This is a genomic window from Desulfovibrio desulfuricans DSM 642, assembly GCF_000420465.1.
In the GTDB taxonomy this organism is placed as follows: Bacteria; Desulfobacterota; Desulfovibrionia; order Desulfovibrionales; family Desulfovibrionaceae; genus Desulfovibrio; species Desulfovibrio desulfuricans.
Genome location: NZ_ATUZ01000001.1, coordinates 52422 through 77751, shown reverse-complemented (window position 1 = coordinate 77751; position 25330 = coordinate 52422). Strand labels below are relative to the sequence as shown.

General features: G+C 50.8%; 22 protein-coding genes. 20 read left to right on the top strand and 2 right to left on the bottom strand.

The features are described 5' to 3' along the window. The first annotated feature begins 89 nt into the window (after nucleotides 1–89). The 14 genes from gmd (at nucleotide 90) to G449_RS17955 (ending at nucleotide 13130) form a co-directional block, all read left to right on the top strand. Complete coding sequence (gene gmd, locus G449_RS0100375; protein ID WP_022657324.1) at nucleotides 90–1238, top strand: GDP-mannose 4,6-dehydratase; 1149 nt, start codon at nucleotides 90–92, stop codon at nucleotides 1236–1238. Nucleotides 1239–1241: 3 nt separating this feature from the next. Beyond that, nucleotides 1242–2168, top strand: a complete 927-nt coding sequence (locus G449_RS0100370; protein WP_022657323.1) for a GDP-L-fucose synthase family protein — start codon at nucleotides 1242–1244, stop codon at nucleotides 2166–2168. Between the two features lie 191 nt (nucleotides 2169–2359). Further along, nucleotides 2360–4162 (top strand): ABC transporter ATP-binding protein, encoded by a 1803-nt coding sequence (locus tag G449_RS17520; protein WP_022657322.1) that lies wholly within the window; start codon nucleotides 2360–2362, stop codon nucleotides 4160–4162. A 17-nt stretch (nucleotides 4163–4179) separates the two neighbouring features. Next, on the top strand, nucleotides 4180–4929 hold the full coding sequence (locus tag G449_RS0100360) for a glycosyltransferase family 2 protein (RefSeq protein ID WP_022657321.1): 750 nt from the start codon (nucleotides 4180–4182) through the stop codon (nucleotides 4927–4929). Next, nucleotides 4926–5546 (top strand): PI-PLC domain-containing protein, encoded by a 621-nt coding sequence (locus G449_RS0100355; RefSeq protein ID WP_022657320.1) that lies wholly within the window; start codon nucleotides 4926–4928, stop codon nucleotides 5544–5546. Before G449_RS0100360 ends, G449_RS0100355 begins: the two co-directional genes overlap by 4 nt. Then, entirely contained in the window at nucleotides 5539–6183 is a 645-nt protein-coding gene (locus G449_RS0100350) for an HAD family hydrolase (protein WP_022657319.1), read from the top strand. The genes G449_RS0100355 and G449_RS0100350 overlap by 8 nt, the downstream gene beginning before the upstream one ends. After that, the gene (locus G449_RS0100345) at nucleotides 6174–6908 is read left to right on the top strand and encodes a glycosyltransferase family protein (protein WP_159060392.1); all 735 of its coding nucleotides are present in this window, start codon (nucleotides 6174–6176) and stop codon (nucleotides 6906–6908) included. The genes G449_RS0100350 and G449_RS0100345 overlap by 10 nt, the downstream gene beginning before the upstream one ends. Next, nucleotides 6905–7240 carry a cupin domain-containing protein gene (locus G449_RS0100340; protein WP_022657317.1) on the top strand — a complete coding sequence of 112 codons (336 nt, stop codon included), beginning with the start codon at nucleotides 6905–6907 and terminating at the stop codon, nucleotides 7238–7240. The genes G449_RS0100345 and G449_RS0100340 overlap by 4 nt, the downstream gene beginning before the upstream one ends. After that, a complete protein-coding gene (locus G449_RS0100335; RefSeq protein WP_022657316.1) occupies nucleotides 7233–8099 on the top strand; it encodes an FkbM family methyltransferase in 867 nt (288 codons plus the stop codon). The genes G449_RS0100340 and G449_RS0100335 overlap by 8 nt, the downstream gene beginning before the upstream one ends. A 2-nt stretch (nucleotides 8100–8101) precedes the next feature. Continuing rightward, the gene (locus tag G449_RS0100330) at nucleotides 8102–9004 is read left to right on the top strand and encodes a hypothetical protein (protein ID WP_022657315.1); all 903 of its coding nucleotides are present in this window, start codon (nucleotides 8102–8104) and stop codon (nucleotides 9002–9004) included. 8 nt (nucleotides 9005–9012) lie between these two features. Further along, nucleotides 9013–9753: a hypothetical protein gene (locus G449_RS0100325; protein ID WP_022657314.1), complete on the top strand. Its 741-nt coding sequence runs from the start codon at nucleotides 9013–9015 to the stop codon at nucleotides 9751–9753. A gap of 45 nt (nucleotides 9754–9798) precedes the next feature. Continuing rightward, on the top strand, nucleotides 9799–10743 hold the full coding sequence (locus tag G449_RS17960; protein ID WP_159060391.1) for a glycosyltransferase family 2 protein: 945 nt from the start codon (nucleotides 9799–9801) through the stop codon (nucleotides 10741–10743). 108 nt (nucleotides 10744–10851) lie between these two features. Continuing rightward, on the top strand, nucleotides 10852–11910 hold the full coding sequence (locus tag G449_RS17515; protein WP_022657312.1) for a glycosyltransferase family 2 protein: 1059 nt from the start codon (nucleotides 10852–10854) through the stop codon (nucleotides 11908–11910). Continuing rightward, nucleotides 11910–13130 (top strand): glycosyltransferase, encoded by a 1221-nt coding sequence (locus G449_RS17955; RefSeq protein ID WP_159060390.1) that lies wholly within the window; start codon nucleotides 11910–11912, stop codon nucleotides 13128–13130. The genes G449_RS17515 and G449_RS17955 overlap by 1 nt, the downstream gene beginning before the upstream one ends. On the opposite strand, the gene G449_RS18320 is transcribed toward G449_RS17955, so the two are convergent. Beyond that, nucleotides 13114–13950, bottom strand: a complete 837-nt coding sequence (locus tag G449_RS18320) for a hypothetical protein (RefSeq protein WP_159060389.1) — start codon at nucleotides 13948–13950, stop codon at nucleotides 13114–13116. The two genes, G449_RS17955 and G449_RS18320, sit on opposite strands and share 17 nt — an antisense overlap. Here G449_RS18320 and G449_RS0100300 point away from each other — a divergent pair. The 5 genes from G449_RS0100300 (at nucleotide 13916) to rfbC (ending at nucleotide 19919) form a co-directional block, all read left to right on the top strand. Next, complete coding sequence (locus tag G449_RS0100300; RefSeq protein ID WP_022657309.1) at nucleotides 13916–15601, top strand: glycosyltransferase family 2 protein; 1686 nt, start codon at nucleotides 13916–13918, stop codon at nucleotides 15599–15601. The two genes, G449_RS18320 and G449_RS0100300, sit on opposite strands and share 35 nt — an antisense overlap. Nucleotides 15602–16071: 470 nt before the next feature. Beyond that, entirely contained in the window at nucleotides 16072–17382 is a 1311-nt protein-coding gene (locus G449_RS0100295; RefSeq protein ID WP_022657308.1) for a nucleotide sugar dehydrogenase, read from the top strand. A 13-nt stretch (nucleotides 17383–17395) separates the two neighbouring features. Next, nucleotides 17396–18475 carry a dTDP-glucose 4,6-dehydratase gene (gene rfbB / locus G449_RS0100290; protein ID WP_027180566.1) on the top strand — a complete coding sequence of 360 codons (1080 nt, stop codon included), beginning with the start codon at nucleotides 17396–17398 and terminating at the stop codon, nucleotides 18473–18475. Nucleotides 18476–18489: 14 nt separating this feature from the next. Then, entirely contained in the window at nucleotides 18490–19383 is an 894-nt protein-coding gene (rfbA, locus tag G449_RS0100285; RefSeq protein ID WP_022657306.1) for a glucose-1-phosphate thymidylyltransferase RfbA, read from the top strand. Then, nucleotides 19374–19919 (top strand): dTDP-4-dehydrorhamnose 3,5-epimerase, encoded by a 546-nt coding sequence (gene rfbC, locus G449_RS0100280; protein WP_022657305.1) that lies wholly within the window; start codon nucleotides 19374–19376, stop codon nucleotides 19917–19919. The genes rfbA and rfbC overlap by 10 nt, the downstream gene beginning before the upstream one ends. 72 nt (nucleotides 19920–19991) lie before the next feature. On the opposite strand, the gene rfaD is transcribed toward rfbC, so the two are convergent. Then, complete coding sequence (gene rfaD / locus G449_RS0100275) at nucleotides 19992–20975, bottom strand: ADP-glyceromanno-heptose 6-epimerase (RefSeq protein ID WP_022657304.1); 984 nt, start codon at nucleotides 20973–20975, stop codon at nucleotides 19992–19994. Nucleotides 20976–21271: 296 nt separating this feature from the next. Between rfaD and G449_RS17510 the strand changes: the two genes are divergently transcribed. After that, nucleotides 21272–25312, top strand: coding sequence for a response regulator (locus G449_RS17510; RefSeq protein ID WP_022657303.1), 4041 nt, complete (start codon nucleotides 21272–21274; stop codon nucleotides 25310–25312). Nucleotides 25313–25330: the final 18 nt, after the last annotated feature.

Genomic DNA, 25330 nt, shown 5'->3' with positions numbered 1-25330 from the left:
CTTGCAAGGTATTTTACCCGCCTCCTTGCTGCCAGTAGGGAGTTTCAGCCCTCGTAGCTTCACTATCAAAAAGACAATATACTGAAATTATGAAAAAAGCGCTTATAACCGGCATCACTGGTCAGGATGGGGCTTACCTCGCGGAGTTTCTGTTGCAGAAGGGCTACGAGGTGCATGGCATCAAAAGGCGCGCCTCGTTGTTCAACACCGACCGCATTGACCATCTGTATGAAGACCCGCATGCCAATCGGCGGCGCTTTATTCTGCATTATGGAGACCTGAGCGACTCCAGCAATCTGGTGCGTCTGATGCAGGAAGTAAAGCCGGACGAGGTGTATAATCTGGCGGCGCAGAGCCATGTGCAGGTTTCTTTTGAGTCGCCCGAATACACTGCGGATGTGGATGCCCTCGGAACCCTGCGTCTGCTTGAGGCCATCCGTATTGCCGGACTCACGGGGACCACGCGTTTTTATCAGGCCTCTACCTCTGAGCTTTTTGGGCTGGTGCAGGAAGTGCCGCAGACGGAAAAAACGCCATTCTATCCGCGTTCTCCCTACGCCTGCGCCAAGCTTTACGCCTACTGGATTACGGTCAACTACCGTGAAGCTTACGGCATGTATGCCTGCAACGGCATTCTTTTCAATCACGAATCACCCATCCGCGGTGAAACCTTTGTGACCCGCAAGATCACCCGCGCCATGTCGCGCATGGTGCTTGGCTTGCAGGAGTGCCTGTACCTCGGCAACATGGACGCCAAGCGCGACTGGGGTCACGCCCGTGATTACGTTGAAATGCAGTGGCTTATGTTGCAGCAGGAACAGCCCGATGATTTTGTGATCGCTACCGGGCGGCAGTTTTCTGTGCGCGATTTTGTCAATGCCGCAGCCGCAGAGCTTGGCGTCCGCCTCAGCTGGCAGGGCACTGGCGTGGAGGAAACCGGCACGGTGGCAAGCATTGACGTGAGCCGATTGCAGCAGGTCGCTGGCAACCGTCAGGGGCTGGAATGCCATCTCAAACCCGGCGATGTTATTGTGCGCGTTGACCCGCGCTACTTCCGCCCCACCGAAGTGGAAACCCTGCTGGGCCAGCCGGCCAAAGCCAAGGAAAAGCTGGGTTGGGAGCCGAAAACCTCCTTTGAAGACATGGTTGCCGAAATGGCGCGCGAAGATCTGGCCCTGAGCATGCGCGACGCCGTGTGCAAAGTGGCTGGCTTTAAAACCTTCAGCCACAACGAGTAAACCATGCATAAGGATGTTCTGGTCTATGTGGCTGGCCATCGGGGTCTGGTGGGTAGCGCTCTGTGTCGCGCCTTGGCGCGTTCTGGCTATGAGCGGCAGATCACCCGCACGCATGCGGAACTGGATTTGTGCGATCAGGCCGGGGTGCGGGCTTTTTTTGCCCAGCACAGGCCTGACGTGGTGATTCTGGCCGCAGCCAAGGTGGGGGGCATCCACGCCAATGCCGCATATCCCGCAGAGTTCATTTACCAGAACCTGCAAATCCAGAACAACGTCATCGACAGCGCATACCGCAACGGCTGCAAAAAACTGCTGTTTCTCGGCTCATCGTGCATTTACCCCAAGATGTGCCCGCAACCCATCAAGGAAGAGTATCTGCTCACCGGGCCGCTGGAACCGACCAACGATGCCTACGCACTGGCCAAAATCTCGGGCATCAAGATGTGCCAGGCCTACCGCAGGCAGTATGGCTTTGATGCCATCAGCGCCATGCCCACCAATCTGTATGGCCCTGGCGACAACTATCACCCGGAAAACAGCCATGTGATTCCTGGGCTTATCCGCCGTTTTCATGAAGCAAAAGAACGCGGGGCCTCAGAGGTTGCCATTTGGGGTACAGGCAAAGCCCTACGCGAATTTCTGCACGTGGACGACATGGCGGAAGCCTGCGTATTTTTGCTTGAAAACTATTCTGACTTTGAGCATGTGAATGTGGGTAGCGGAGTGGAACACTCCATTCTGGAAACAGCCCATCTGGTTGCCAAGGTTGTGGGGTTTAACGGCAACATCGTTACCGACCCCTCAAAACCGGATGGTACCCCCCGCAAGCTGATGGATTCAGGCAGACTTTTGGGCATGGGCTGGAAACCGCGCGTAGGGCTTGAAGAAGGTTTGCGCGATGCGTACAGCGATTTTTCCAAAAGACAATAAATGTCGGCATATATTTTCTCCAACCATTTCAGCGAACGAATTCTGCTGATTGATGATTCAAGGGCATCCTTTGTTACTCGATGTAGTTTTTTGCTGCTATATCGAGGACGCTTCTGACGTTTTTTCATCTTTTATATTTTAGAATGATGTCTTTTGAATCATAACGCGTGAGAGGAAGATTTTTTGTGAATATGATTGCCAGTCTGAAAAAAATTTACGCAATGCTGCCTGTATTGCGTCAGCGCCAGTTGCGCTGGCTGACCGTTGGGATGCTCGCGCAAAGTATTGTGGAATTGGCTTTGGCTGGTGCCATATCATTGTTGGGTGTTGCTTTGGCTGCGCCTGACAGTCTGGAAAAAATTGCTCCCCTGTGGCGAATATATCAAATGCTGCCCAGTTTTGGCGACGATATCCCAAGCAGTATCCGGTTGCTGATTCTTTTGATGAGCATGGTCTGTATTGCAACGGTATTGAAAAATATTATTACTGCTCTGATGACCTACTGGCAGGGCGAAGTGTCGCAGTCCATGTCCTGGGATGTTGCTACAAAAATATTTGGCAGCTATCTGCGCGAACCGTATGTCTGGCATACGCAAAAAAATCCTGCCGAGCTGATTGGACAAGTGCAATGGAGATCATATGTAGGATATTTTTCCTTGGGCGCTCTGCAGGTGTTTAGTCAGGCTGGCATAATAATACTTCTGCTGGTTGGGGCCCTTGTTGCGGCACCAATAGTGTCAGTTATACTATATGGGGTGGCTACGGTTGTTGCTCTGTTTGTATACCGAGCCACGCAACGTAAAATACGAGATGCCGGCGAGCTTGTTGCAAATTCTGGCATCGCTGCAGATAAGGTTGTTCACGCCGCGCTATACGGTATCCGTGAAGTGCAGATATATCGTCAAGGATCTGCTTTCTATAACAGTTTGATCAAGCGTTCCGCTCCCGTGATCACGGGGGCAACAAGGCAAATAGCATATGCCCCCATTCCCAACTGGGTTCTGGAATCCCTTGGAATGCTGCTTTTGCTGGCAGGAGTTATTTTTATGGTTTTTCGGGGCGAAAGCGTAGCCAGTATTACTGGCACTCTCTCGCTCATGGCGGCCACTTCATGGCGAATATTGCCAGCTATGAACAAGATAGTCGGCGGCATTCTGCAACTCAAAGCCAACAGTTACATGGTTCAGAAACTGTTGGAAAATTACAAGGATATTTCTTCCAGCGCAGTTGAAGGTGATACACGCAGAGCATATGCACATTCACTTGAATTGCAGGATGTCTCTTTTACATACCCCAATGCAAGTAGCGCGTCATTGAAAAATGTCAGCCTTACAATACGCAAAGGTTCTATGGTCGGGTTGATTGGCCTGTCGGGAGCCGGTAAAAGTACACTCGTAGGCGTGTTGACGGGCCTTTTGAGGGTTGATTCTGGAAAAGTGCTGGTTGACGGGGCCAGCGCAGTTCCCTCGCCAGGTTTTTTGAATATTGGTTATGTACCCCAAAGCCCGTATATAGTTGATGCGACGCTGGCTGAGAATGTGGCCTTCAGTGAATGGGGTTCTCCTCCCGACGAGGATAGGGTGCGGGCGTGCTGCCAGATGGCGTCCATTGATTTTCTGGATGATCTGCCAGATGGAATTCACACGATGTTGGGCGACCATGGGCTGCGTCTTTCTGGCGGGCAGGTGCAGCGTGTTGCTATTGCCAGAGCGCTTTACGTTAATCCTGATATCTTACTTTTTGATGAGGCTACAAGCGCGCTGGATGGAGCGGCAGAGGCTGCTATACAGCGTACAGTCCTGAATCTTCGCAAAAATATTACCATAATAGTTGTCGCTCACAGATTGACCACTGTTCAAGGCTGTGATGTTTTATACTGGGTTGATAACGGGCAGATAAAGCAACATGGGGCAGTTGCAGAAGTGCTGCCCTCGTATGAAGAGTTTTTACAGCTGAATGAAGTGCATGTGCCAAGCCAACCACAGCAGGCTTAGCACGTAAGGAGGGCTTTATGCTTACAATAGTATTGCCGATGGCGGGCAGGGGCAGTCGTTTTGCAAATGCAGGATATACAACCCCCAAACCCTTTATTCCTATTCACGATGTCCCCATGATCAAGGTCGTCGTGGATAACTTGCGCCCTTCTTGCCCACATCGGTTTGTGTTCATATGTCAGCAGGAACATATTGAAGCGTACGACCTCAATAGAAAGCTTCCATCTTATGCTGAGCATGTTGAAATTATAGGTATAAATGGCATTACCGAGGGGCAGGTTTGTACTGCCTTGCTGGCAAAAAAGTTTTTTGACAATGATGAACCCCTGTTAAATGCTAATGCTGATCAATTTATTGATTGCGATATCAACGAGTTTATTGCTTCAATGCTAGACAGAAAGCTGGATGGTTTGATCATGACGATGAAAAGCCAGGATCCCAAATGGTCATATGCTAAGACAGATGATAACGGGCTGGTTGTTGAAACGGCAGAAAAAAAAGTTATTTCACATGATGCCACTGTTGGGATTTTTGGTTTTGCACGAGGGCGTGATCTTGTGCGCTCTGCAGAACAGATGATTGCTGATAATATCCGTGTTAATAATGAGTTTTATACCTGCCCTTGCTATAATTATCTGATTCGTGACCAGAAAAAAATTGGTATTTTCCCGATTGGCGAAGAATATAACGGGATGTATGGGTTGGGGACCCCTTCAGATCTTAATTTTTTTGTTAAGCATCCTGTATCGCAAAGGGTCAAGAAATGATCATTCTTTCACACCGTGGGTACTGGAAACATCCGGGCGAGAAAAACACGCGTCAGGCCTTTGTGCGCAGTTTTGATATGGGGTATGGAACAGAAACAGATGTAAGGGACTGCGCTGGTAAACTCGTTATTTCGCACGATATGCCGTGTGGTACCGAGATGCTTTTTGAAGAAGTTCTGCAAATAATGGATGGGCGCAATCTACCGCTTGCGATCAATATCAAGGCGGATGGCCTTGGCGAGGCAATCGGGGCTTTGCTGGGCAAGTATAAACACACAAACGCATTTACATTTGATATGTCCATACCCGATATGGTGGTGCAACTTCGCTTGGGGCTGCCAGTGTTTACCGGATACAGCGATATATTGCCCACGCCTGTACTTCTTGAAAAAAGCCATGGTGTGTGGTTGGATTGCTTCAATTCTGACTGGTATGATGCCCCCCTTGTTGATGAACTTATTGACAAAGGTAAAAAAGTCTGTGTTGTCTCTGCTGACTTGCACAAGCGAAGTGTATCAGCCCAGTGGAATACGTTGAAAAAATGTAAGTTTCATTCTGATTGTTTTATGTTATGCACCGACACGCCGGAAGCCGCAACGGAGTTTTTCCATGCCTAAAATTAAAGCTGTCCTCTTTGATATGGATGGTGTGCTTATAGAAGCCAAGGATTGGCACTATGAAGCGTTGAATCAGGCTCTCAGCCTTTTTGGGTATGAAATAAGCCGATACGAGCATCTTACCGCTTACGACGGCTTGCCAACCAGGGTAAAGCTTGAAAAGTTGACTCTTGAAAAGGGTTTGCCCAAGTCATTGCACAGCTTTATCAACGAAATGAAGCAGCAATACACGGTGTCCATGATTCAGACAAAGTGCCGCCCCCGCTTTGCCCACGAATATGCGCTTTCCCGGCTCAAAGCGGAAGGTTACAAGATGGCTGTTGGCTCTAACTCTGTTCGTATGACCCTTGAGCTGATGATGCACAATGCCCGGTTAACTCGATATTTTGAATTTATGCTTTCAAATGAGGATGTTGCCAAGGCAAAGCCATCGCCAGAAATCTATAGCACGGCAATGAAAAGGCTTGGCCTGGATCCTGACGAATGCCTCATCGTTGAAGATAATGAAAACGGTATTAAAGCTGCAATCGGTTCCGGCGGGCACCTCATGCAGGTAGCAACTGTTGATGACGTTACCTATGAAGGAATAAAAAAACGCATCGCGGAAATTGAAAAAGGGGAATCGCCGTGCAAGTAATGTTTCTCATGGGCGGTGCGGGGTTGGCGCAAGATGAAGCATCCTATCCCCTATACCTGACTGAACTGAATGGAACCCTGATTCTGGAACGGCAGGTTGACTATTGCCGTCAGCTTGGCTCATGCCAGTTTTTGTTCTGCCTCAAAACCGTTGATAGCAAAGCATTTCAGGTCGACTCCGTAATCAAACAGCTGGATGAGAAAGCCCTCATTGTTCCTGTACCGGGTAAAACCCGGGGGGCGGTCTGCACGGCTTTGCTTGCAATCAGCCATCTTGATGTGTCTGACGAGTTGCTTTTGCTCGCAGTAAATGACCTTGTAGATGTTCCCTGCGGTGAAATAGTCGACTGGTTCCGGTCAAACAATGCAGACGCCGGTGTTGTCGCTTTTCACTCTGTGCATCCTCGTTATTCATTTGCCAAGGTCGATGCGAGCGGCTCAGTGTGTGAATTTGCGGAAAAGAATCCTATCAGTCGTAATGCCTTGGCCAGCCTTTATTATTTTAAAAAGGCCGGAGATTTCATTGAATGCTCCAAGGAACTGATCCGCAAGGACAATCCGGTGAAAGGCGCTTTTTATGTCAGCCAGGCATTGAACGAAATGATTTTGCTGCAGAAAAAAGTTCTGGTGTATCAGATTCCAAACTCGGCATTTCACCCGTTGAAGACAGAGGCTCAACTGGCCAATTATCTGTATGAATTGCAAGAGGCAAAGATAAGCAAATGAAAACAGCCCGCCTTGAGGATATGGTAAAAGGGTGGTTTGTGGGAAACTTTGAACCAACTTTGTACTCAACAAATGACTGCGAGGTTGCTGTAAAGTCTTACGACAAGGGTGACCGTGAAGGCACTCATTACCACAAAATTGCAACGGAAATCACAGTGATAGTTTCTGGCAGCGTCAGAATGAATGGGATTGTTTACACGGCAGGTGACATTATTGTCATGGAGCCGAACGATGCCACTGATTTTGAATGTCTTGAAGACGGAACAAAGAATGTCGTGGTCAAAATCCCAGGCGCAAATAACGATAAATTTATTGGAACAAATCATGATTAAGAATCTCATAAAATCAATATTTCTGAAAATTAATCCCACATTTAAGAAGGTTTGTCATATTGAAGCATTGCTGGAGGCAGCCCCAAAGCAGGAGCAGTTTTCAGATATAGTGATCATTGATAAAGATATGTATTCGACTCGACATGCATGTTATGATTTTGAAAATGTTGAAAGAACGATAACGAAAGGAGAGAGCGTTCTATTTATTGATATTGGTGCAAATACCGGTCAAAGCGCTCGGCTCGCATATAAATTTTTTTCGGATGTACAAGTTCTCTCTTATGAACCTCTCATGTCATGCTTGCCATCACTGATGGCTGTGAAAACATTATATAGCAATTTTGAATATTTTAATTGTGCTTTAAGTGATAACTGTGATGGAGTTGTCATAAAGGAAATCGCGGGTGAAACAGGACTCAGCTCATCACTAGATATCAGTGATAAGTATACTTACTTTGGGAAGAGTTTTGATGCCTCTGTGAAATCCTCATATCTTGTGCAATCGTCAACATTAACTGAAGAAGTAAAAAAATGGGATACCTACAATAAAGCATATAAAATTTTAAAAATAGACACGCAAGGGACAGAACTCTCTATCCTTAGAAATGGAGAAGAACTTCTTAAGTCAGGTTACTTTGATGTCATCATGATTGAGATTCTTACTGTTGAAAAGTATAAGAACTCTTTTTCATGTATTGAAATGATGAATTTCTTAGACAACTGTGGATTCGTCATTTACAATATTAGCCCGAACTATCGGGAATTTGAGCATGAATCGGTTCGGCCTGACATGATAACTTACGGGCATACCACAGAATTCAATTTTACGCTTATTCATAAGAAGTTACTCGCGAAATAGCTATGAAAAAAATAGCGATACAGCTCTTTGGCCATTTGCGCACATTTGAGCAGACTTTTGCAAGCCTCAAAGAAAAAGTCCTGCTGCCGAATAGCCGTGATGGATATTCGATCGATTTTTTTATCCACACATGGGACGAGCTTGATCATACAACCGTGAATTATCGCAACCCAGACGGAAATTCTCTTGGGGGGGGGACGTTGCTTCCGCAGCACATTCAGCTGGCAACTAATCTCTATACACCCAAAGCACTAGCGGTTGAACCCCAGCGCGATTACCCTGATGTGCTTATGACGGAGAGGGTAGGGGGCGGACGTTTCAAGCGATCAATACGGGGTTGCGTCAACATGGCCTATTCTTTGTATCGATCTTCCGGGTTACGCCGTTCGTATGCTGCGGAGCATGGGGTTGAATACGACTGGGTGATTGTGACCAGACCGGATATTTTTTTTAAAACAGAGTTCCGGCTGGATGCAGTCTTTGGTGCCCACACAAGAGAAGGCTTTGAGATACCTCCCAAAGGCCTTTTTTATGCATTTAATCCTTTTGGGCGTGGTCAAATGATTGAAGAGCCGCAGTTTTTGACAGGTGCGGATCTGCTGTATGTTGCCAAGCCAGAAAATGTCGATGCAGCCACTTCGCTATATCCTGAGTTTGCTGCTAATATAGATGTGGATAATTTTTATTGCATGGAGGTTTGGTGGGGGGATTATTGGCGACGCCAGGGGTTAACTCCCTATCCTCTTAACTACAGGCATGGGCCTGATTTTGATGTCATCAAGACGGCTGACTCACCAATCTTGCGTCAGAATCGGTCTCTATCAATAAAGCATTTCATCAAAACATTTTTATTGTATGTTGTTCCATATGCTCTGGCCAAAAAATTTTTTCATAGCATTGACTAGGTATGACTATGAAAAAAATAGCAATACAGCTTTTTGGGCATTTGCGGACGTATCGTAAGACGTGCAGCAGTCTTAAAAGATTTCTGGTTGATGCGAATGCGAGTGACGGGTATCAAGTCGATATCTTTATGCATTGCTGGGATCAAATTGAAGCTGTAGATCTCACTTGGCATAACGAAAATGCTTCGCATGCTGGACTCATTATATCTGCTACAGAAATGCAACAAGTCCAGCAAATATATAATCCGGTGAGGTTGCAATTTGAAACGCAAACTGATGGCAAACGGGCGCGCCATAGTCAGGAAATGGTTAATAGCCTGCGTTTGAAGTATGAAACCGAGAGTCAGAGTAAATATGACTGGGTGATTGTAACCCGACCTGATATCCTTTTTTTCAAACCATTTCGAATTAATTCATTTTTAAAGAACTATGATGGGGAAGAGCTGGGGCAATGGGGATTGCCTGATGATTTCGTTTTTGCAGCAAATAATCTGTTTACGCGTATGAACATCGCTGACCCAAGGCACGTCTGCGAGTGTGATTTGCTGTGGTTTGGGAAGTCTGAGGCTATGCCTTTTCCCAAGTATGGTGAGGCAAAATCCATATGTCTTGATTATCGTTTGAACAGAGACTTTTCTATTTGTCGCTTTCAATCAAACTGGAAGCGGCTTTTTGAAAAAAAATGGCACGCCTGTAAAGCTATAGCAAAAAAAATCATTGCCAGCATGCGGCAAAGTGCGGGATTGTAGGCGTAATTTAAAGAAATTTTACTTCCTTGTTGCGGAGACAATTTTGTGTGTAGCTTTGATGAAATAGAGATTTCCGTCATAGTTCCTATTTATAATTCTGCCCAGTATCTCGATATCTGCCTAAATTCTCTGATAAACCAGCAGTATACAAAATTTGAAATCATCTGTGTCGATGACTGTGGAACGGATACATCTATGGAAATTGCCCAGCGGTTTGCACGGCAAGATCCCAGAATCAAGATTCTGCACCACGCATCTAACCTGGGCTTGGGGCCGGCCCGAAATACTGGCCTTGAGCATGCAAAAGGGAAGTATGTATTTTTTCTTGATTCAGACGATTTTTTGCACCCAGCCGCGCTTGAGCAGCTCTATAGCACGGCAGAAGCGGATAAAGCTGATGTTGTTATTGCAAAAACAAATGTATTTGCGGATGGTGACGATGATGAATTAAAGCTTCGAGCAGCAGGTCATGCCGCATACTTAAGTTTTACAGCTTTTTCCTGCTTCCAGGTTTCATCTGATAACTGGACAGAATCGATATCCAAGATTTCATGCGTTGCATGGGGAAAGCTTTTTTCGCGAAGTTTTCTTGAAAATAATAATTTGCGTTTTATTCCCCAAAATATTGTTCATGAAGATAATGGGTTCCAGCTTAAGTTTCTTTCTTGTTCCCCATTGGTTTCAGCAATAGAAGCTGAAGCTGTGCATTACAGAATTCGCCATGCATCTTTGATGTCAAAAGCTGAACAAAAAAATAAAAAAATAAAACGGCTTTGTGATTTGCGCGCGGTCTTAAACGATGCTTTTGATTATGTGAAGCTCCATAATAATGCTGCTGTGTATGAACGTTTTGTTAAATCTGTGATGCAGTCTCCTGATTATAAGTGTTTGAGTGAATCGCAGAATCCAGTTGCTATGGTATTCTCTAAAATTCTATCAAACTGTAAACGTATTATTAAGCGTGTAAATACGTGTGTCAGAAAAGTATAACAGATCTCTGAAGTTACCTTGAGCAAGAGCATATGTTTAATTGGGACCTTGAGTTAACTGCCAGAGGCGCGCCCTTGCAGTAGAAACTTGGGTCAAGGAGATTAATTTTTGATAACTCTACCGAAAGTTTCTGTAATCATACCTGTACACAATTCTTCCGAGTTTCTAGCTCCATGCCTTGAGAGTGTACTCGGCCAGACTTTGACGAATATAGAAGTCATTTGTATTGACGATGCTTCTACAGATAATTCACTTGATGTACTTAAGCAATTTGCTGCGCATGATTCTCGCCTTGCCATAATTGCCCTCCAGAATAACGCAGGCCCTGGTGCGGCCAGAAATATCGCAATAGACAGAGCAAAGGGGAAGTATTGCATTTCGTGTGACAGTGATGATGTCTATCCGCCACATGCGCTCGAAAAACTGGTGGCTGCGGCCGAGGCTGAGAATGTGCCGCTATGCGGCGGAAACATCGTTTTCATGGATTATGCGCTGAAGCGAATTCTTGGTGTTGGCGACTGCGTGGCAAGTACGCAATTCTTTGAACGAGCCGTCGTTAACCCTCGGGAGTACCCCCCAGTCCGGCTCGCGGTGTATCATCCGCGTTACCTCATAGAACGGGAGTTTTTGAATACTCACGGCATTCGCTATCCTGCTTTGAAGCGGGGAGAGGACCCGCCCTTTTTGGCGAAGCTGTTTTGCATTGCAGAATCCATGGTAGTTCTGCCAGACGTCGTTTACTTTTATCGTGGCGCGAAGCCTGGAGTAAATAAATTACTTCAGGCAGATGCGCTGAACGACTACATAGAACATATCAAGCTGACGCATGACATTTATCTGAAATATGATGACGTTGCCGGGGCTTGTTTGTTTCTTGCCCTTACTGTTGAGAATATGTGCTGCTTCAGCATTTACTCCAAGTTTACGCAGGCGCAGCGGAAGACAGTGCGGGATATTTTGCTCAGCCGTGTGAAGGTGATGACTCCCCTTATCTTTGAACAGGACTATGCGCCCTATCCCTTGGCAGCTCAAGAGATTGAAGAAAAAGTAGCCATGCTGAAAAAAGGCCCCAATTGCTATTTGGCCTGGATTTTTTTTAAAAAAATTAATGACTTTTGTAGAAGTTTGGCCAGAAAGTTTTTAGGATGCTATTTGGGGAAAAGATAATGCACGTTCTTCAAGTCGCGGCATCACTAAATCCTGACTCTGCTGCCGGGAGGCTTTGCACCGCCCTGAGGCATGAGGGATGTCAGATTTCGACGCTTGCCGCTTTTCCACCGGGCTTTTCTGATGGGCATTATTTTTCAAAGGCAACGCTGGCAAAGTTGCGCTCCCGTGTCGGGCAGGCCGTGTTGCGCCTGTATCCACAGAGGCAGCGCAATATGCCATGGACAACGCCCCTTTGGGGTAATAATTTAACCCACTGGGTTCAAGAATTAAAGCCAGACCTCGTTCATATGCATTGGGCTGCGGCATCCACCATAGATTTTGTCAGTCTTAGAAAAATTTATGTTCCCTTGGTGTGGACGTTCCATGATGTTTGGCCCATTTCTGGTGGATGTCATTGCAATATGGAATGCACAAAATGGCGGGTAGGATGTAACAAATGTCCACTCTTGGGCGCCAGTCTCCCAGGGTTTGATCTGGCCAGACTGCTTTGGAATTATAAACATCAAGCTTACAGACAGGCGAATATTGAGGCCATTTGCCCGAGCCGCTGGCTGGCTGATATGACGGCCGACAGCCCCTTGTGGCGTGGTAAACCGGTTCATCATCTTGGCAATGCCATAGATATGAATCTGTTTGCTCCGGCAAACAAGGCCGAGATGAGACGCTTGTGGGGCATCCCAGAGGACAAGCCTGTCATCCTTTTTGGCGCGACAGTCTCCACAATCCCTTACAAAGGCTTTCACCTGCTGCTACAGGCGCTTGAATGCCTGAAAAAACAGGGTACTGATGCACATCTGGTTGTATTTGGTGAAAATCCTGCAGGTAATGACTTGAATTTTCCAAGCACCAGCGTGGGGTTTGTGCATGATCCCGCCCGCCTGGCTACTCTTTATGCTGCGGCTGACGTTTTTGTAATACCATCGCTGCAAGATAATCTGCCTACAACTGTTTTAGAGTCCTCTGCCTGTGGAACCCCTTGTGTGGCTTTTGATATTGGGGGGATCCCTGATATGGTTATCCATAATAAAAATGGTTATTTGGCCAAGAAGTTTGACGTGGCAGACTTGGCGTATGGCATAAAGCTTATTCTGCAAAATCCGGAATTGGCTCAGCGTTGGGGCAGTAATGCCCGAGAGCATATTTTTTCCAATTACGAAAGCAGCATGATTGCTCGTCAGCATATTGAATTGTATCAGCGGATCATTCGGCGAGGTTAGCTTGAAAAAACTCATTGCCTATTCGCTTTGGGGCGATAACCCCAAATACACCGAGGGCGCGGTTGTCAATGCGCTGCAAACCCCTGAGGTTTATCCCGGATGGATCGCGCGTTTTTACTGTGGCGACTCCGTTCCGGGCGATATTGCAGACCGTCTGCAGCAAACTGGCGCAGAGGTAATTCGGGTGCGCGGCATCAATGACAACCGCGGCATGTTCTGGCGATTTTGGGCTTTGGCAGATGAGGATGTTGAGCGCGTTGTTATGCGCGATACTGATTCCCGGCTGACCCCGCGCGAGAAAGCTGCGGTTGACGAATGGGAACGCAGCGGCCTTGCGGGGCACATAATGCGCGACCACCCATATCATGGCATGCCCGTAATGGGCGGCATGTGGGGCTGCAAGGGGGGATTGTTTCGAGATGTCAAAATAATGATCGAGAGCTTTTCGCCCACGAGCGCGCATAACCAGGATCAGCTTTTTCTCGAACAGGTCATTTATCCTCGTCTGCTTAAAGCCGGGTGTTGCGTCCATGATCCCTTTTTCCGCTACGAAAGCTCTGCCCGTCCATTCCCGACTCCCCGGCAGGGCTACGCCTTTGTTGGCGAAGCGATAGGCAGCGACGGGCAGCGGGAAGACCATTGGCAGATTTTGCGCGAATATGAGCAAAATCCCTGGCGGCGATTGCGGTTTGCCTGCAAACGGCAAATACTTGCCCTGCGATTGCGCCTCCTTGGCAGAATCGGCTGACGCCACCAATAGCACGTCGGATACAATGAGCCTTACGATGAATGAACTCGCGCCGGAACTTTCTATAGTCATTGCCGTATGCAATGCAGCCAAACCCCTGGATGAAACCTTGGGGGGCTTTCCTGTCCGCGCCCCTTTTTGCTATGAAGTTGTTATTCAGGATGCCATGTCGGGTGATGCCACGGAGCAGGTTGTTCAGGAACATGCTCAATTGCCGATCTCTTATGAGAGCGCCAGGGACTGCGGTATTTATGATGCCTGGAACAAGGCCCTCCCCCGTGTGCGCGGCAAGTGGGCCATTTTTTTGGGTGCAGGCGATAGCCTCAATTGGTCTGTTCTGTCGCAGTACGTATCTGAGCTGCGGCTGTTGCCCGACTCCGTGGAGTACTTCGCCACACCAGTGCAGCTTGTTACACCCAGCGGCTCAGCGCTGGAGCTGATGCGCCCATCTGCCAAACCAAGGCGTGATCTGCCACAGGGTATGAGTCTGCCGCATCCGGGGCTGTTTCACCGCAGTACGCTTTTTTCAGTACACAAATTTGATGCCTCTTGTCGTATCGCAGGAGACTACGATTTCTTATGCCGCACTCTGCGTGAGGATAATATACGTCTGGGCTGCATCCCCTTTGCGTCCATGCATACTGGCGGCGTAAGCGGCAACATGGATTCCATGTTTGCCAGCGAGCGGGAGTTGCTGCGGCTTTCAAGAAAATATTTTCCAGGCGCGGTTCAGCTCAAACCTCTGCTGCGGCTCGCGCGTAGCGGCGGCTATTTGGCGGTGCGCAGGCTTTGCGGCGCCCGAGTTGCTGGGTATGTTGCGGATCTGCCTCGCCTGGTTCAAGGCAAGCCCCGGCTGTGGAGTCTGCCCGAGCAAAAAACTCTTGTCAGCTTGCCGCCGATACCTGATCAGCCATCTATTGATCTGCTTATCGCCACTATTGGCCGTAATGAGGAGCTTGACCGGCTGGTTACGTCACTTGAGGGGCAGTCGTACAAAAACTTCCGGATACTTCTGGCAGATCAGAATCCTCCGGGTTATCTGGATAATATGCTTGCCCGCCATTCCGGCTTGCCCATTACTCGCATTGTGCTGCCCCCGCAGGGAGTTTCAGTTGCCCGCAATGCCTTGCTGGAACAAGCCAAGGCAGACATCATAGTTTTTCCCGATGATGATTGCTGGTATGCGCCGGATACCCTTGAACGTGTGTGCGAAACGTTTGCCGCCTATCCTTCTTGCGGGGCTTTGCTGGGCGTGTGGACATCATCGCCCAATGTTTATGCCTCAGGAGTATCCGAGGGGATCGTCAGCCGGGCGGGCTTGTTTCAGCTTGCGGGAACATGCGTACAGTTCTACCGCAGAGAGCCCGTGACTGGCATCCGCTTTGATCCCCTGCTTGGCCCCGGAACCGGCTTGCCCTACGGTTGCGGCGAAGACACCGACTACCTTTTGTACGCGCATGCCCGCACAGAGGTGCGCCGATATGCGAGAATTCGGGTGTTTCATCCTTCGCCGAAAGAACATCAGCCCTCGCCGCAAAAGGTGGCAAGCTATGCAGCCGGGCGCATGTATTTGCTGAAAAAGCATGGTTTTTCATGGCTGTTTATGCTGTTCAATGTGTTGTATCCCCTCTGCGTGGCCCCTCTGGACGCCCTGCGATACGGGACGGCGCAGGGTGCCTATCGGTTGCGCATGTTCGTTGAGCGTCTGCGCAACTGGCGTTAACAGGGCTGGGAATCGCGGTAGTTTTCATACGCAAGGGGAATACCTCCAGAGCCTGCCTGTGCAGCGTTTGATTGTGGAGCGGGATGTTGCTCATTTCTCTCTTTTCAATGCGCTGCCATTAGTGTAATTTTCTTTGTTGCATTGCCTTGGCGCGGCTGCATAATGCAGATCCGTTGAATGTATGCAGGCCGTCCATTCAGTGGACAGTCCAATACTACTCGTTGCCGCCGAGGCCCATAGGGGCTGGGCCGTCTGAAATAACGGAATGGGCCTGAAAAAAAGCATGCTGATTTTCATGTGATTTTTGTTCTTTTCTTGAAAATCAGGTGATCACAGAGTGTTCAAAGGTGTTGCAGCTTTACTGTTCATGCGGCATGTCGGCCCACGCTGCGATGCGGACTTTTTTACTTCACACAAGATTGCGTCTGTGGTTCCTTTAGAAGGAATCCAGTAGTATTGAGGACAATCAGATGGTTTCATTTGAAGACCTGTTGGCAAAAAAATCTTCCGTGGCTGTGGTTGGTCTGGGTTATGTGGGCTTGCCCTTGGCTGTTGCCCTTTCCCATCACTTTGATGTCATTGGCTTTGATATCAACGTGGCGCGGGTAGATGCACTCAACAAGGGGCACGATGCCACCAATGAGGTTGACGATGCTTCCCTTGCCGCCAGCACGGCCCGTTTTACCAGCGATGCAGCCGAGCTTGCCAAGGCGGGAGTGATCATCGTGGCCGTGCCTACCCCGGTAGACAGTCACCGACAGCCCGATCTTACGCCTGTGGTGGGCGCCAGTCGCACGGTTGGACGCCATATGCCCAAGGGCTGCGTGGTGTGCTATGAGTCTACGGTATACCCTGGCGTTACCGAGGACGAATGCATCCCCCTGCTGGAAAAAGAATCCGGCATGCGCTTTCCTGCGGATTTTACCGTGGGGTATTCACCCGAGCGCATCAATCCTGGTGACAAGGTTCACCGGCTTGAAACCATCCGCAAGGTTGTTTCCGGCTCTGACGCCCCCACCGCAGACCTGCTGGTTAAGGTCTATGGCGCGGTGGTGACGGCGGGCATCCACAGGGCTTCGTGCATAAAGGTGGCCGAGGCCGCCAAGGTTATTGAAAACACGCAGCGTGATATCAACATCGCCCTGATGAACGAATTGGCCCTTATTTTCAACCGCATGGGCATCGATACGCTGGAAGTGCTTGAGGCCGCAGGCAGCAAGTGGAACTTCCTGCCGTTCCGTCCGGGGCTTGTGGGTGGGCACTGCATTGGCGTGGACCCCTATTACCTGACCTACAAGGCCGAAGAAATCGGCTGCCACCCCGAGGTTATTCTTGCAGGCCGCCGCATCAACGACGGCATGGGCAAGTATGTGGCTGAAATCTGCGTCAAACGCCTCATCAATGCGGACAAACACGTCAAGGGCGCGCGCGTGGGCCTGCTGGGTTTTACGTTCAAGGAAAATGTGCCAGACATCCGCAATACCCGCGTGGTGGACATCATAGCGGAACTGAAGGAATACGGCATCACGGCTCTGGTGCATGATCCCGAGGCCGATGCTGCGGAAGCCCATCACGAATACGGGCAGACGTTATTGCCCCTGAGCGATCTCAAAAATCTGGATGTTCTTATCCTGGCTGTATCGCACGAGAGTTTCCGCCAGCTTGATCATGCGGCCATACGCGCCATGTTTGCAGGCGATGCGGTTACGCTTATGGATATCAAGGGGTTCTGGAACAAGCAGGAAATGCTTGATGCCGGGTTTGATCTCTGGAGGCTGTAATTTGAACGCGCGCATGCCCTGTCAGCTGGTTACCGGCGGTTCGGGTTTTATCGGGTCCTGTTACGTCCTTCAGGCCCGGCGGCAGGGTGTGCGTGTGGTTAACCTCGACAAGCTGACCTACGCTGGCAATCCTGCGAATCTGGCAACGCTGAATGGCGACCCGGATTACGTCTTTGTGCGCGGCGACATCGGCAATGCCGAGCTGGTTGCCTGGCTGCTGGAAGCCTTCCAGCCCGATGCCATCGTGAATTTTGCTGCGGAAAGCCACGTTGACCGTTCCATTGTTGATCCCGAGGCTTTTGTGCGCACCAATGTGCTGGGTACGGCCACGCTGCTGAGGGTGGCTGCCCAGTGGTGGCGAACTCTGCCTGCGGAGCGCGCTTCAGCCTTTCGTTTTCTGCACGTGTCTACCGATGAGGTCTATGGCGCGTTGCAGCCGGGCGATCCGCCTTTTACAGAAGCGACCCCCTACAGCCCCAACAGCCCATATTCTGCGTCCAAGGCCGCCAGCGACCATATGGCGCGCGCCTTTCACGAAACCTACGGCCTCCCGGTGCTGCTCACCAATTGTTCCAATAATTACGGGCCGCGCCAGTTCCCTGAAAAACTCATTCCCCTGATGATCTGCAATGCCCTTGACGGCAAGCCTTTGCCTGTCTACGGCAAGGGGGCCAATATTCGCGACTGGCTGCATGTAGAGGACCATTGCGCTGCCATAGCCCGCGTGCTTGAAGCGGGCAGGGTGGGGCGTTGTTACAACATCGGCGGGCATGCGGAAAAGACCAACCTTGAGGTTGTGCTGGCCGTGTGCGCCATCCTTGACCAGTTGGTTCCCTCGGTTCGCGGGCCTTATGCCGATCAAATTGCATATGTGGCCGACAGGCCCGGTCATGATTTTCGGTACGCCATAGACTGCAGCAGAATAGAAGCGGAGCTTGGCTGGAAGCCGACCCACAAGTTTGATTCCGGACTGCGTGAAACCGTTCGCTGGTATCTTGAAAATACCGCGTGGGTTGAAAATGTCCGCAGCGGCGCTTACAGAAAATGGATTGCAGCCAACTACGCCCATCGCGCTTGCGGTGGGGCCAACTGAAAGACGGGGGCGGCATGAGCGGCTGGAAAGGAATTGTTCTGGCAGGGGGCTCTGGCTCGCGCCTGTATCCATTGACTCTGAGCGTGAGCAAGCAACTCATGCCCATCTATGACAAACCCATGATTTACTACCCGCTGTCTATTCTGATGATGGCGGGCATTCGGGATATCTGCCTTATTTCCACCCCAGAGCACCTGCCCCTCTATAAGGCTTTGCTGCACGACGGCTCGCAACTGGGCTGCAATTTCAGCTACATCGTGCAACCCCGTCCTGAAGGGCTGGCCCAGGCTTTTTTGTTGGCGGAAGACCACATTGCAGGGCACAACACCTGCCTGATTTTGGGGGATAATGTTTTCTTCGGCCATGGATTGCCAACACTTACACGCGCAGCCATGGCCCGCGAATGCGGAGCGACCATTTTTGGCTACCATGTGCGCGATCCTGAGCGTTACGGCGTAGTGGAATTTGACGATCAGCGGCATGTGGTCAGCATTGAAGAAAAACCAGCCCTCCCCAAATCCAACTTTGCGGTGACAGGCCTGTACTTTTATGACCAAAAGGTGCTGGATCTCGCCCGCGCCGTCCGCCCCTCGGCCCGGGGCGAACTGGAAATCACGGATGTGAACAACGCCTATCTGCAGCAGGGCAATCTGCATGTGGAGCTTATGGGGCGGGGCATTGCCTGGCTTGATACCGGCACGCATGATTCCCTCATGGATGCCGGAGCCTTTGTGCAGGCGGTAGAAAAACGCCAGGGGCTCAAAGTGGCCTGCCTGGAGGAAATAGCCTGGCGCAACGGCTATATTGATGCAGACGCCGTGCGCGCACTGGCAAAACCCATGGCCAAGACCGGCTACGGGAAATATCTTCTTGAACTTGTGGATACGGGGATTGGGCTGTGGAAGTAGTTCAGACGCCGATTGCCGGGGTGCTCTTGATCAAACCCAAGGTATGGGGTGATCAACGCGGTTATTTTGTGGAAACCTGGCAGCAGCAACGCTACGAGGCGGCAGGCATTGATATGCCCTTTGTGCAGGATAACCATTCCATGTCCGCCCGTGGCATTCTGCGCGGCCTGCATTATCAGAAAACACGCCCTCAGGGCAAACTGGTCTATGTTTCGCTGGGCAGCGTATTTGATGTGGCTGTGGATATTCGGCGGGATTCCCTCACGTTCGGCAAGTGGTTTGGTGTAGAGCTTTCGCAGCAAAACCAGTGGCAGATGTGGGTGCAGCCCGGTTTAGCGCATGGCTTTGTCGTGACCAGCGAAATTGCCCATTTTCACTACAAGTGCACAGATTACTACTGCCCTGAGGACGAAGCGGCCATCCGCTGGAACGACCCGACCCTGGGCGTTGTCTGGCCCGTGGACGAACCTCTGCTTTCAGCCAAGGATCAGGCTGCTCCGCTGTGGGCTGAGGCCATGCAGGCCGCAGACCGCTGAACCATTTGCAGATGACTGCGGCATTCCCCCATCAGAGTTTTACCCGCTTGGGTATGTGCCCGCTGCATTTAATCAGGCGGGCATTTCAAGATAGGGATCGCTCTGGGCCAGATAGTTGCCCACATAGTCCGCAATGCCCTGTTCCAGCGATGTAAAGCGCACTGGGCAGTTTGTTTCCTGCATCCAGCTCATATCCGCCTGGGTGAAGTTCTGGTATTTTCCGCGCAAGGCTTCTGGCATGTCCATATATTCAATCTGAGGCTTTTTGCCTAATGCGGCAAATATGGCACAGGCCAGGTCGTTCCAGCTCCGGGCCTTGCCCGTGCCAACATTGAGAATGCCATTGGTTGCCGGGTTTTCAAGCAGCCAGAACATCAACTCCACGCAATCCTTCACGTAGACAAAATCGCGCATCTGGCCGCCATCGGCAAAATCCGGCGTGTTTGATCTGAAAAGCCGCAAACTCCCCGTAGTGCTGATTTCATAAAAGGCCTTGCAGGCCACGCTGCGCATGTCGCCCTTGTGGTATTCATTGGGGCCGTAGACGTTGAAAAACTTGAGGCTGGCCACGCTCTCTGTAAGTTTGTTATCCAGCAGCCACAAATCGAAAAGGTGTTTGGAGTAGCCATACATGTTCAGGGGCTTGAGGCGGCGGGTCGTTTCCGGCCTGTCAGAGAACCCCTGTGAGCCATCCCCGTATGTAGCGGCTGACCCGGCATTGATAAAGCGCGCTCCGTGTTCCAGGGCAAATCTGCACAGCTCCACAGTATAGGCCGTGTTGTTGGCCATCAGAAAGTCTGCGTCCTTTTCTGTGGTGGAAGAACAGGCGCCCATGTGCACGATTGCCTCTACCTTGCCGCCCAGCGTGTTGGCGCGCAGCATTTCCAGAAATTCAGACCTGTGTACATAGCGGGAGTATCGCCGGTTAACGAGATTCTTCCACTTTTCCGTTGAACCGAGGTTATCCACCACCAGTATGTCGGTTATGCCTGCCTGGTTCAGCCGCCAGAGCATGGCGCTGCCGATAAAACCTGCGCCACCAGTGATAATATACATACATACCTCATTGATCCAGCATGTGGGCTCCTTGCGGAGCAAGGCGGAGAGCCCGCGTCTGCGCAATTACGCACGCCAATCATATCCCTGTCGGGCCAGGCGCGTCAAAGCGCGCTCCTGAGCCTGATCCCGGCAGGGCATTCATATGCGGTTGCGCGTATCTTTGCCCCTGCAACATCCCGTTTCGCAAGAAATTTTTTGGCGGAGGGCAATGGCAAGGGGAGAATATTGCAATGCGGCTGTTACTGCTATAAGAAATTAAGTATAATTCCTGCAAGAGAACCAGCGAGGTAGCCATGGTCAAATTTTTCCACACCGCTTTCTGCTGCCTGCTTCTGCTGGTTCTTGCTCCTGCGAATCTGACACTGTGCGCTACGGATTCTTCCACGGCAGCCAGCGCCGACCCCATCACAATTGTCTGCATGAAGGATAACGAGCCGCTGTCTTTTGTTTCAAAAACAGGAGAACCTGTCGGCTTGATGATTGACCTGTGGCGACTGTGGGGCGAAAAAGTTGGCAGACCTGTGAGATTTATCATGGGCGACTGGCAGGATTCTCTTGATGCCCTCCATTCGGGGCGGGCCGACATCCACTTCAGCATGTATATCACTCCCGACAGAGCCCGCTGGGCAAAGTTTGGCCCGGCCATTTCCCCCGGTATGGGGGGGCTTTTGCTTTCAACCTCTGCCGGGCAAAGAATTACGGACCCAAGCCAGTTGGGGGATGCGACCATTGTCGTGCTTGAAGGCTCGTTGCAGGAAGATTACATGCGGGAGCATTTCCCCAGGGTTCAATTGATGGTGGTGCGCAACGGGGCAGAAATGTTCATGTCTGTGGCCAACGGGCTGGCAGACGGCATAGCGAGCAACTTCCCTTCCGCTTATGGCACAATTGACCGGTTGGGGCTTAACAGCTTTTTTATGCCTCAGGCCTTTCCCCTTTTTTCGCGCAACCTTCATCCGGCTGTGCTGCGCAACAGGGACGACCTTGCCCGTTTGATGGACGAAGGGCTTTCGCGCATATCACGCGCTGAAATGGTGGCACTGGAAGAACGGTGGGTTCGTAACCCCGTGCACCGCGTTTGGGGCGACATGCCTCGCTCCCTGCTACTCACCCCAGCTGAGAGGGAGTGGCTGGCAAGCCATCAGACCCTGCGTGTTGCCCTGGAAGATGATTGGCATCCCATTGAATTTATGGATAGCGAGGGCACATACAACGGTATTGGCATGAACCTCATTCAGGTTGTGGGGCGTTATCTTAATGTTGCCATACAGCCTGTTTCTTCCGATGTGCTGAAGGAAACCACAGGCCCCCGCCGTGCGGACGTGGAGCCTTTTCTGGAAGGCACGCCGCCAGAGGGCGGCCCCTGGCTGTTTACCAATCCTTTTTTGCAGCTGCCGCTAGCCGTTGCAACGCTTGACTCCGAGCGTTTGGTCACCAGCCCTGGCGATCTGGCCGGCAAAAGTGTGGCAGTGCATGATCATGCAGGCCTTGCAGGGTATTTGCGCGCCCAGTTGCCGCGATCAAAAATCGTGGAGGTCTCCAGCTTGATAGAGGGCCTTTCCGCGGTGCAGGGCGGGCAGATCGATGCTATGGTGGGCATTGCACTTTCTGTGGAATATGCGGTGGTGAACAAAAACCTGCGCGATCTGCGCGTGGGCCTGCTGCCGCAGTTGCAGTATTCCGCCCGGGTGGCCGTGCGCTCAGACTGGCCGCAGCTTGTCGAAATCTTGAATAAAACACTGGACAACATCCCCCATGAGCAGATGGCCGCAATCATGAAGCGCTGGGCCAATCTGCGGATTGAGCGCGCCATGAACTGGATGCTCGTTTTGCAGATCGGCGGGGTGGCGGCAGTGTTTCTGGGCAGCCTGCTTGCGGTTATTTTGATCTGGAACCGCAAGCTCGCACAGGAATCGGCAGAGCGGCAAAAAGCTCTGGAAGCGGCCAGAGCCAGCGCCTCAGCCCTGTGGCAGCGCAAACAGCAATTGCGCAGCATTGTGGATAACCTGCCAAGCCTCATGATGCTTAAGGATTCGCAAGCCCGCTACATCATGGCGAACAAGTTTTTTGAAACATTCACGGGCTATGCCGAATCCTACGTTGTGGGAAAAAACATAGCCGATCTGCTTTCTCCTGAACTTGCAGAACAGGGGATGAGCTTGGACAAACTGGTTATAGAAACCGGTAAAGTGCATAAAACTGAAGAAGTCCGGTATGATGCCGTTGGCGAACAACATATTCTGGATGTTGTGCGCGTTCCGCTGTTTGAGCCGGACGGTACAGTTTACGGCATGGTCTACATGGGGACAGACGTGACGGAACGCCGGGCCGCAGAACAGGCCCTACGCCGTGCCCAAATGGAAATGTCGCAGATATTCAATGCTGCGGGCAGCGCCATGCGGGTTATTGACCGCAACTTTATAGTCAAGGAAGTCAACGATACCTACGTAAACTGTTTTGGCTACTCGCGTGAAGACATGGTGGGGCACTGGTGCGGTGAATACCCCCGTGGGTCTGACTGCGGCTCTGATTGTGTTGGCAAGCGCATTCTTAACGGCGAGACTCGGGCTGCCATCCGCCAGCAGAGGCGAAAAAAAGACGGTACATGGGTATTTTGCGATCTGGTTGCCACGCCATTTCTTTCGCCGGATGGCGAGCTTCTTGGCATTATTGAAGATTGTCGGGATATTACCGACCTTGTGGAAAGCCAGCAGGCGGCAGAACAGGCCAGCAAAGCCAAGAGCGAATTTCTTGCCAATATGAGCCATGAAATCCGCACCCCCATGAATGCCGTTGTGGGGCTTACCCATTTGACCCTGCGCACGCCTCTTAATGCAACACAGCGTAATTATTTGAAAAATATTGATAGTTCCGCAAAATCCCTTTTGCGGATCATTGACGACATCCTGGATTTCTCCAAGATTGAAGCTGGTCGCATGGACATGGAATATTTGGACTTTAACCTGGAAGAAGTCCTTTTGGGACTATCGAGTCTGGATACAACCAAGTCTGGCGGCAAAAATATTGAGCTTTTGTTGCGTATCGACCGGGAGGTTCCCCTGTTTTTCAAGGGTGATCCTCTGCGGCTGGGGCAGGTACTGGTTAATCTTGTGGGCAATGCCATCAAGTTCACGCCTGCTGGCGAGGTTGTGGTGCGCGTTGCGCTTGAGGAGCAAAAAGACCAGAAGGCGCAGCTGCGTTTTACTGTGGCAGACACGGGCATTGGCATGGGGCAAGAGCAGCTGGACAAGCTGTTTCAGGAATTTACCCAGGGGGATTCATCCACAACACGGCGTTTTGGCGGCACCGGCCTTGGCCTTTCCATCAGCAAGCGGATTGTGGAGATGATGGGGGGCGATATAGGCGCAGAAAGCGAGCTCGGCAAGGGCAGCACGTTTTACTTTACCGTCAATCTGGACTTGCAGGAAAATCCCCAGAGAAAGCCTGTCCCGGCCATGAAAAACCTTTCCGAGCGCAGGGTGCTTGTGGTGGACGATTCCTTCTCAAGCCGCGAAATTCTCCGGCAAGAGCTGGAAGATATGGGTTTGCGGTCCGGCACGGCTGACTGCGGCGATGCCGCGCTGGAAGAACTGGTGAGCGCCGCAGAAAGCGGCGACCCCTATGATCTGGTGCTGATGGACTGGAAGATGCCAGGCAATAACGGCATTCAGGTGGTGCGGCTGCTGCGCGGATGCCGTGAACTGTCCTATATCCCTACCGTCATCATGGTCACTGCCTATGGGCGGGAAGAAATCATGGAAGAGGCTCAGGCCGAGGGCATCAGCCATTTTCTCATCAAGCCTGTCAGCCCTTCACTGTTGCAACACGCCATCCTGGATGTTTTTGGGCAGCGGGTAGTTGATGAAGATTCATCCGGCCTGCCCCAGGAGTTGCGCATCCCGGCCGAATACAGAGGGCGCAGGGTGCTGCTTGCCGAAGATAACGAGGTTAATCAGCTGGTGGCCAGAGAATTGCTGGAATCAGCTGGCTTTGTTGTGGATATTGCCAGTTCCGGTCTTGAAGCGCTGCAAAAGGCGGAAGGAACAGATTACACCATGGTGTTTATGGATATCCATATGCCTCAGATGGACGGCATCGAAGCTGCAAAACGGCTTCGCGCCCAGGCGCGTTATGCCCACACGCCGATCATTGCTCTCACCGCCGACAGCATGGTGGGCGACAGGGAAAAAAGCCTTGCAGCGGGTATGAACGACCATCTTGCAAAACCCATTGATCCCTACCGCCTGATTGAAGTGGCCGTGCAGTGGCTGGAATGGCGGGCAGATCAGATTGGCCAGGCTGGTGATTCAGGTCAATCCACTCAACCTGACTAAGCCAGAAAAGCTGGAAAT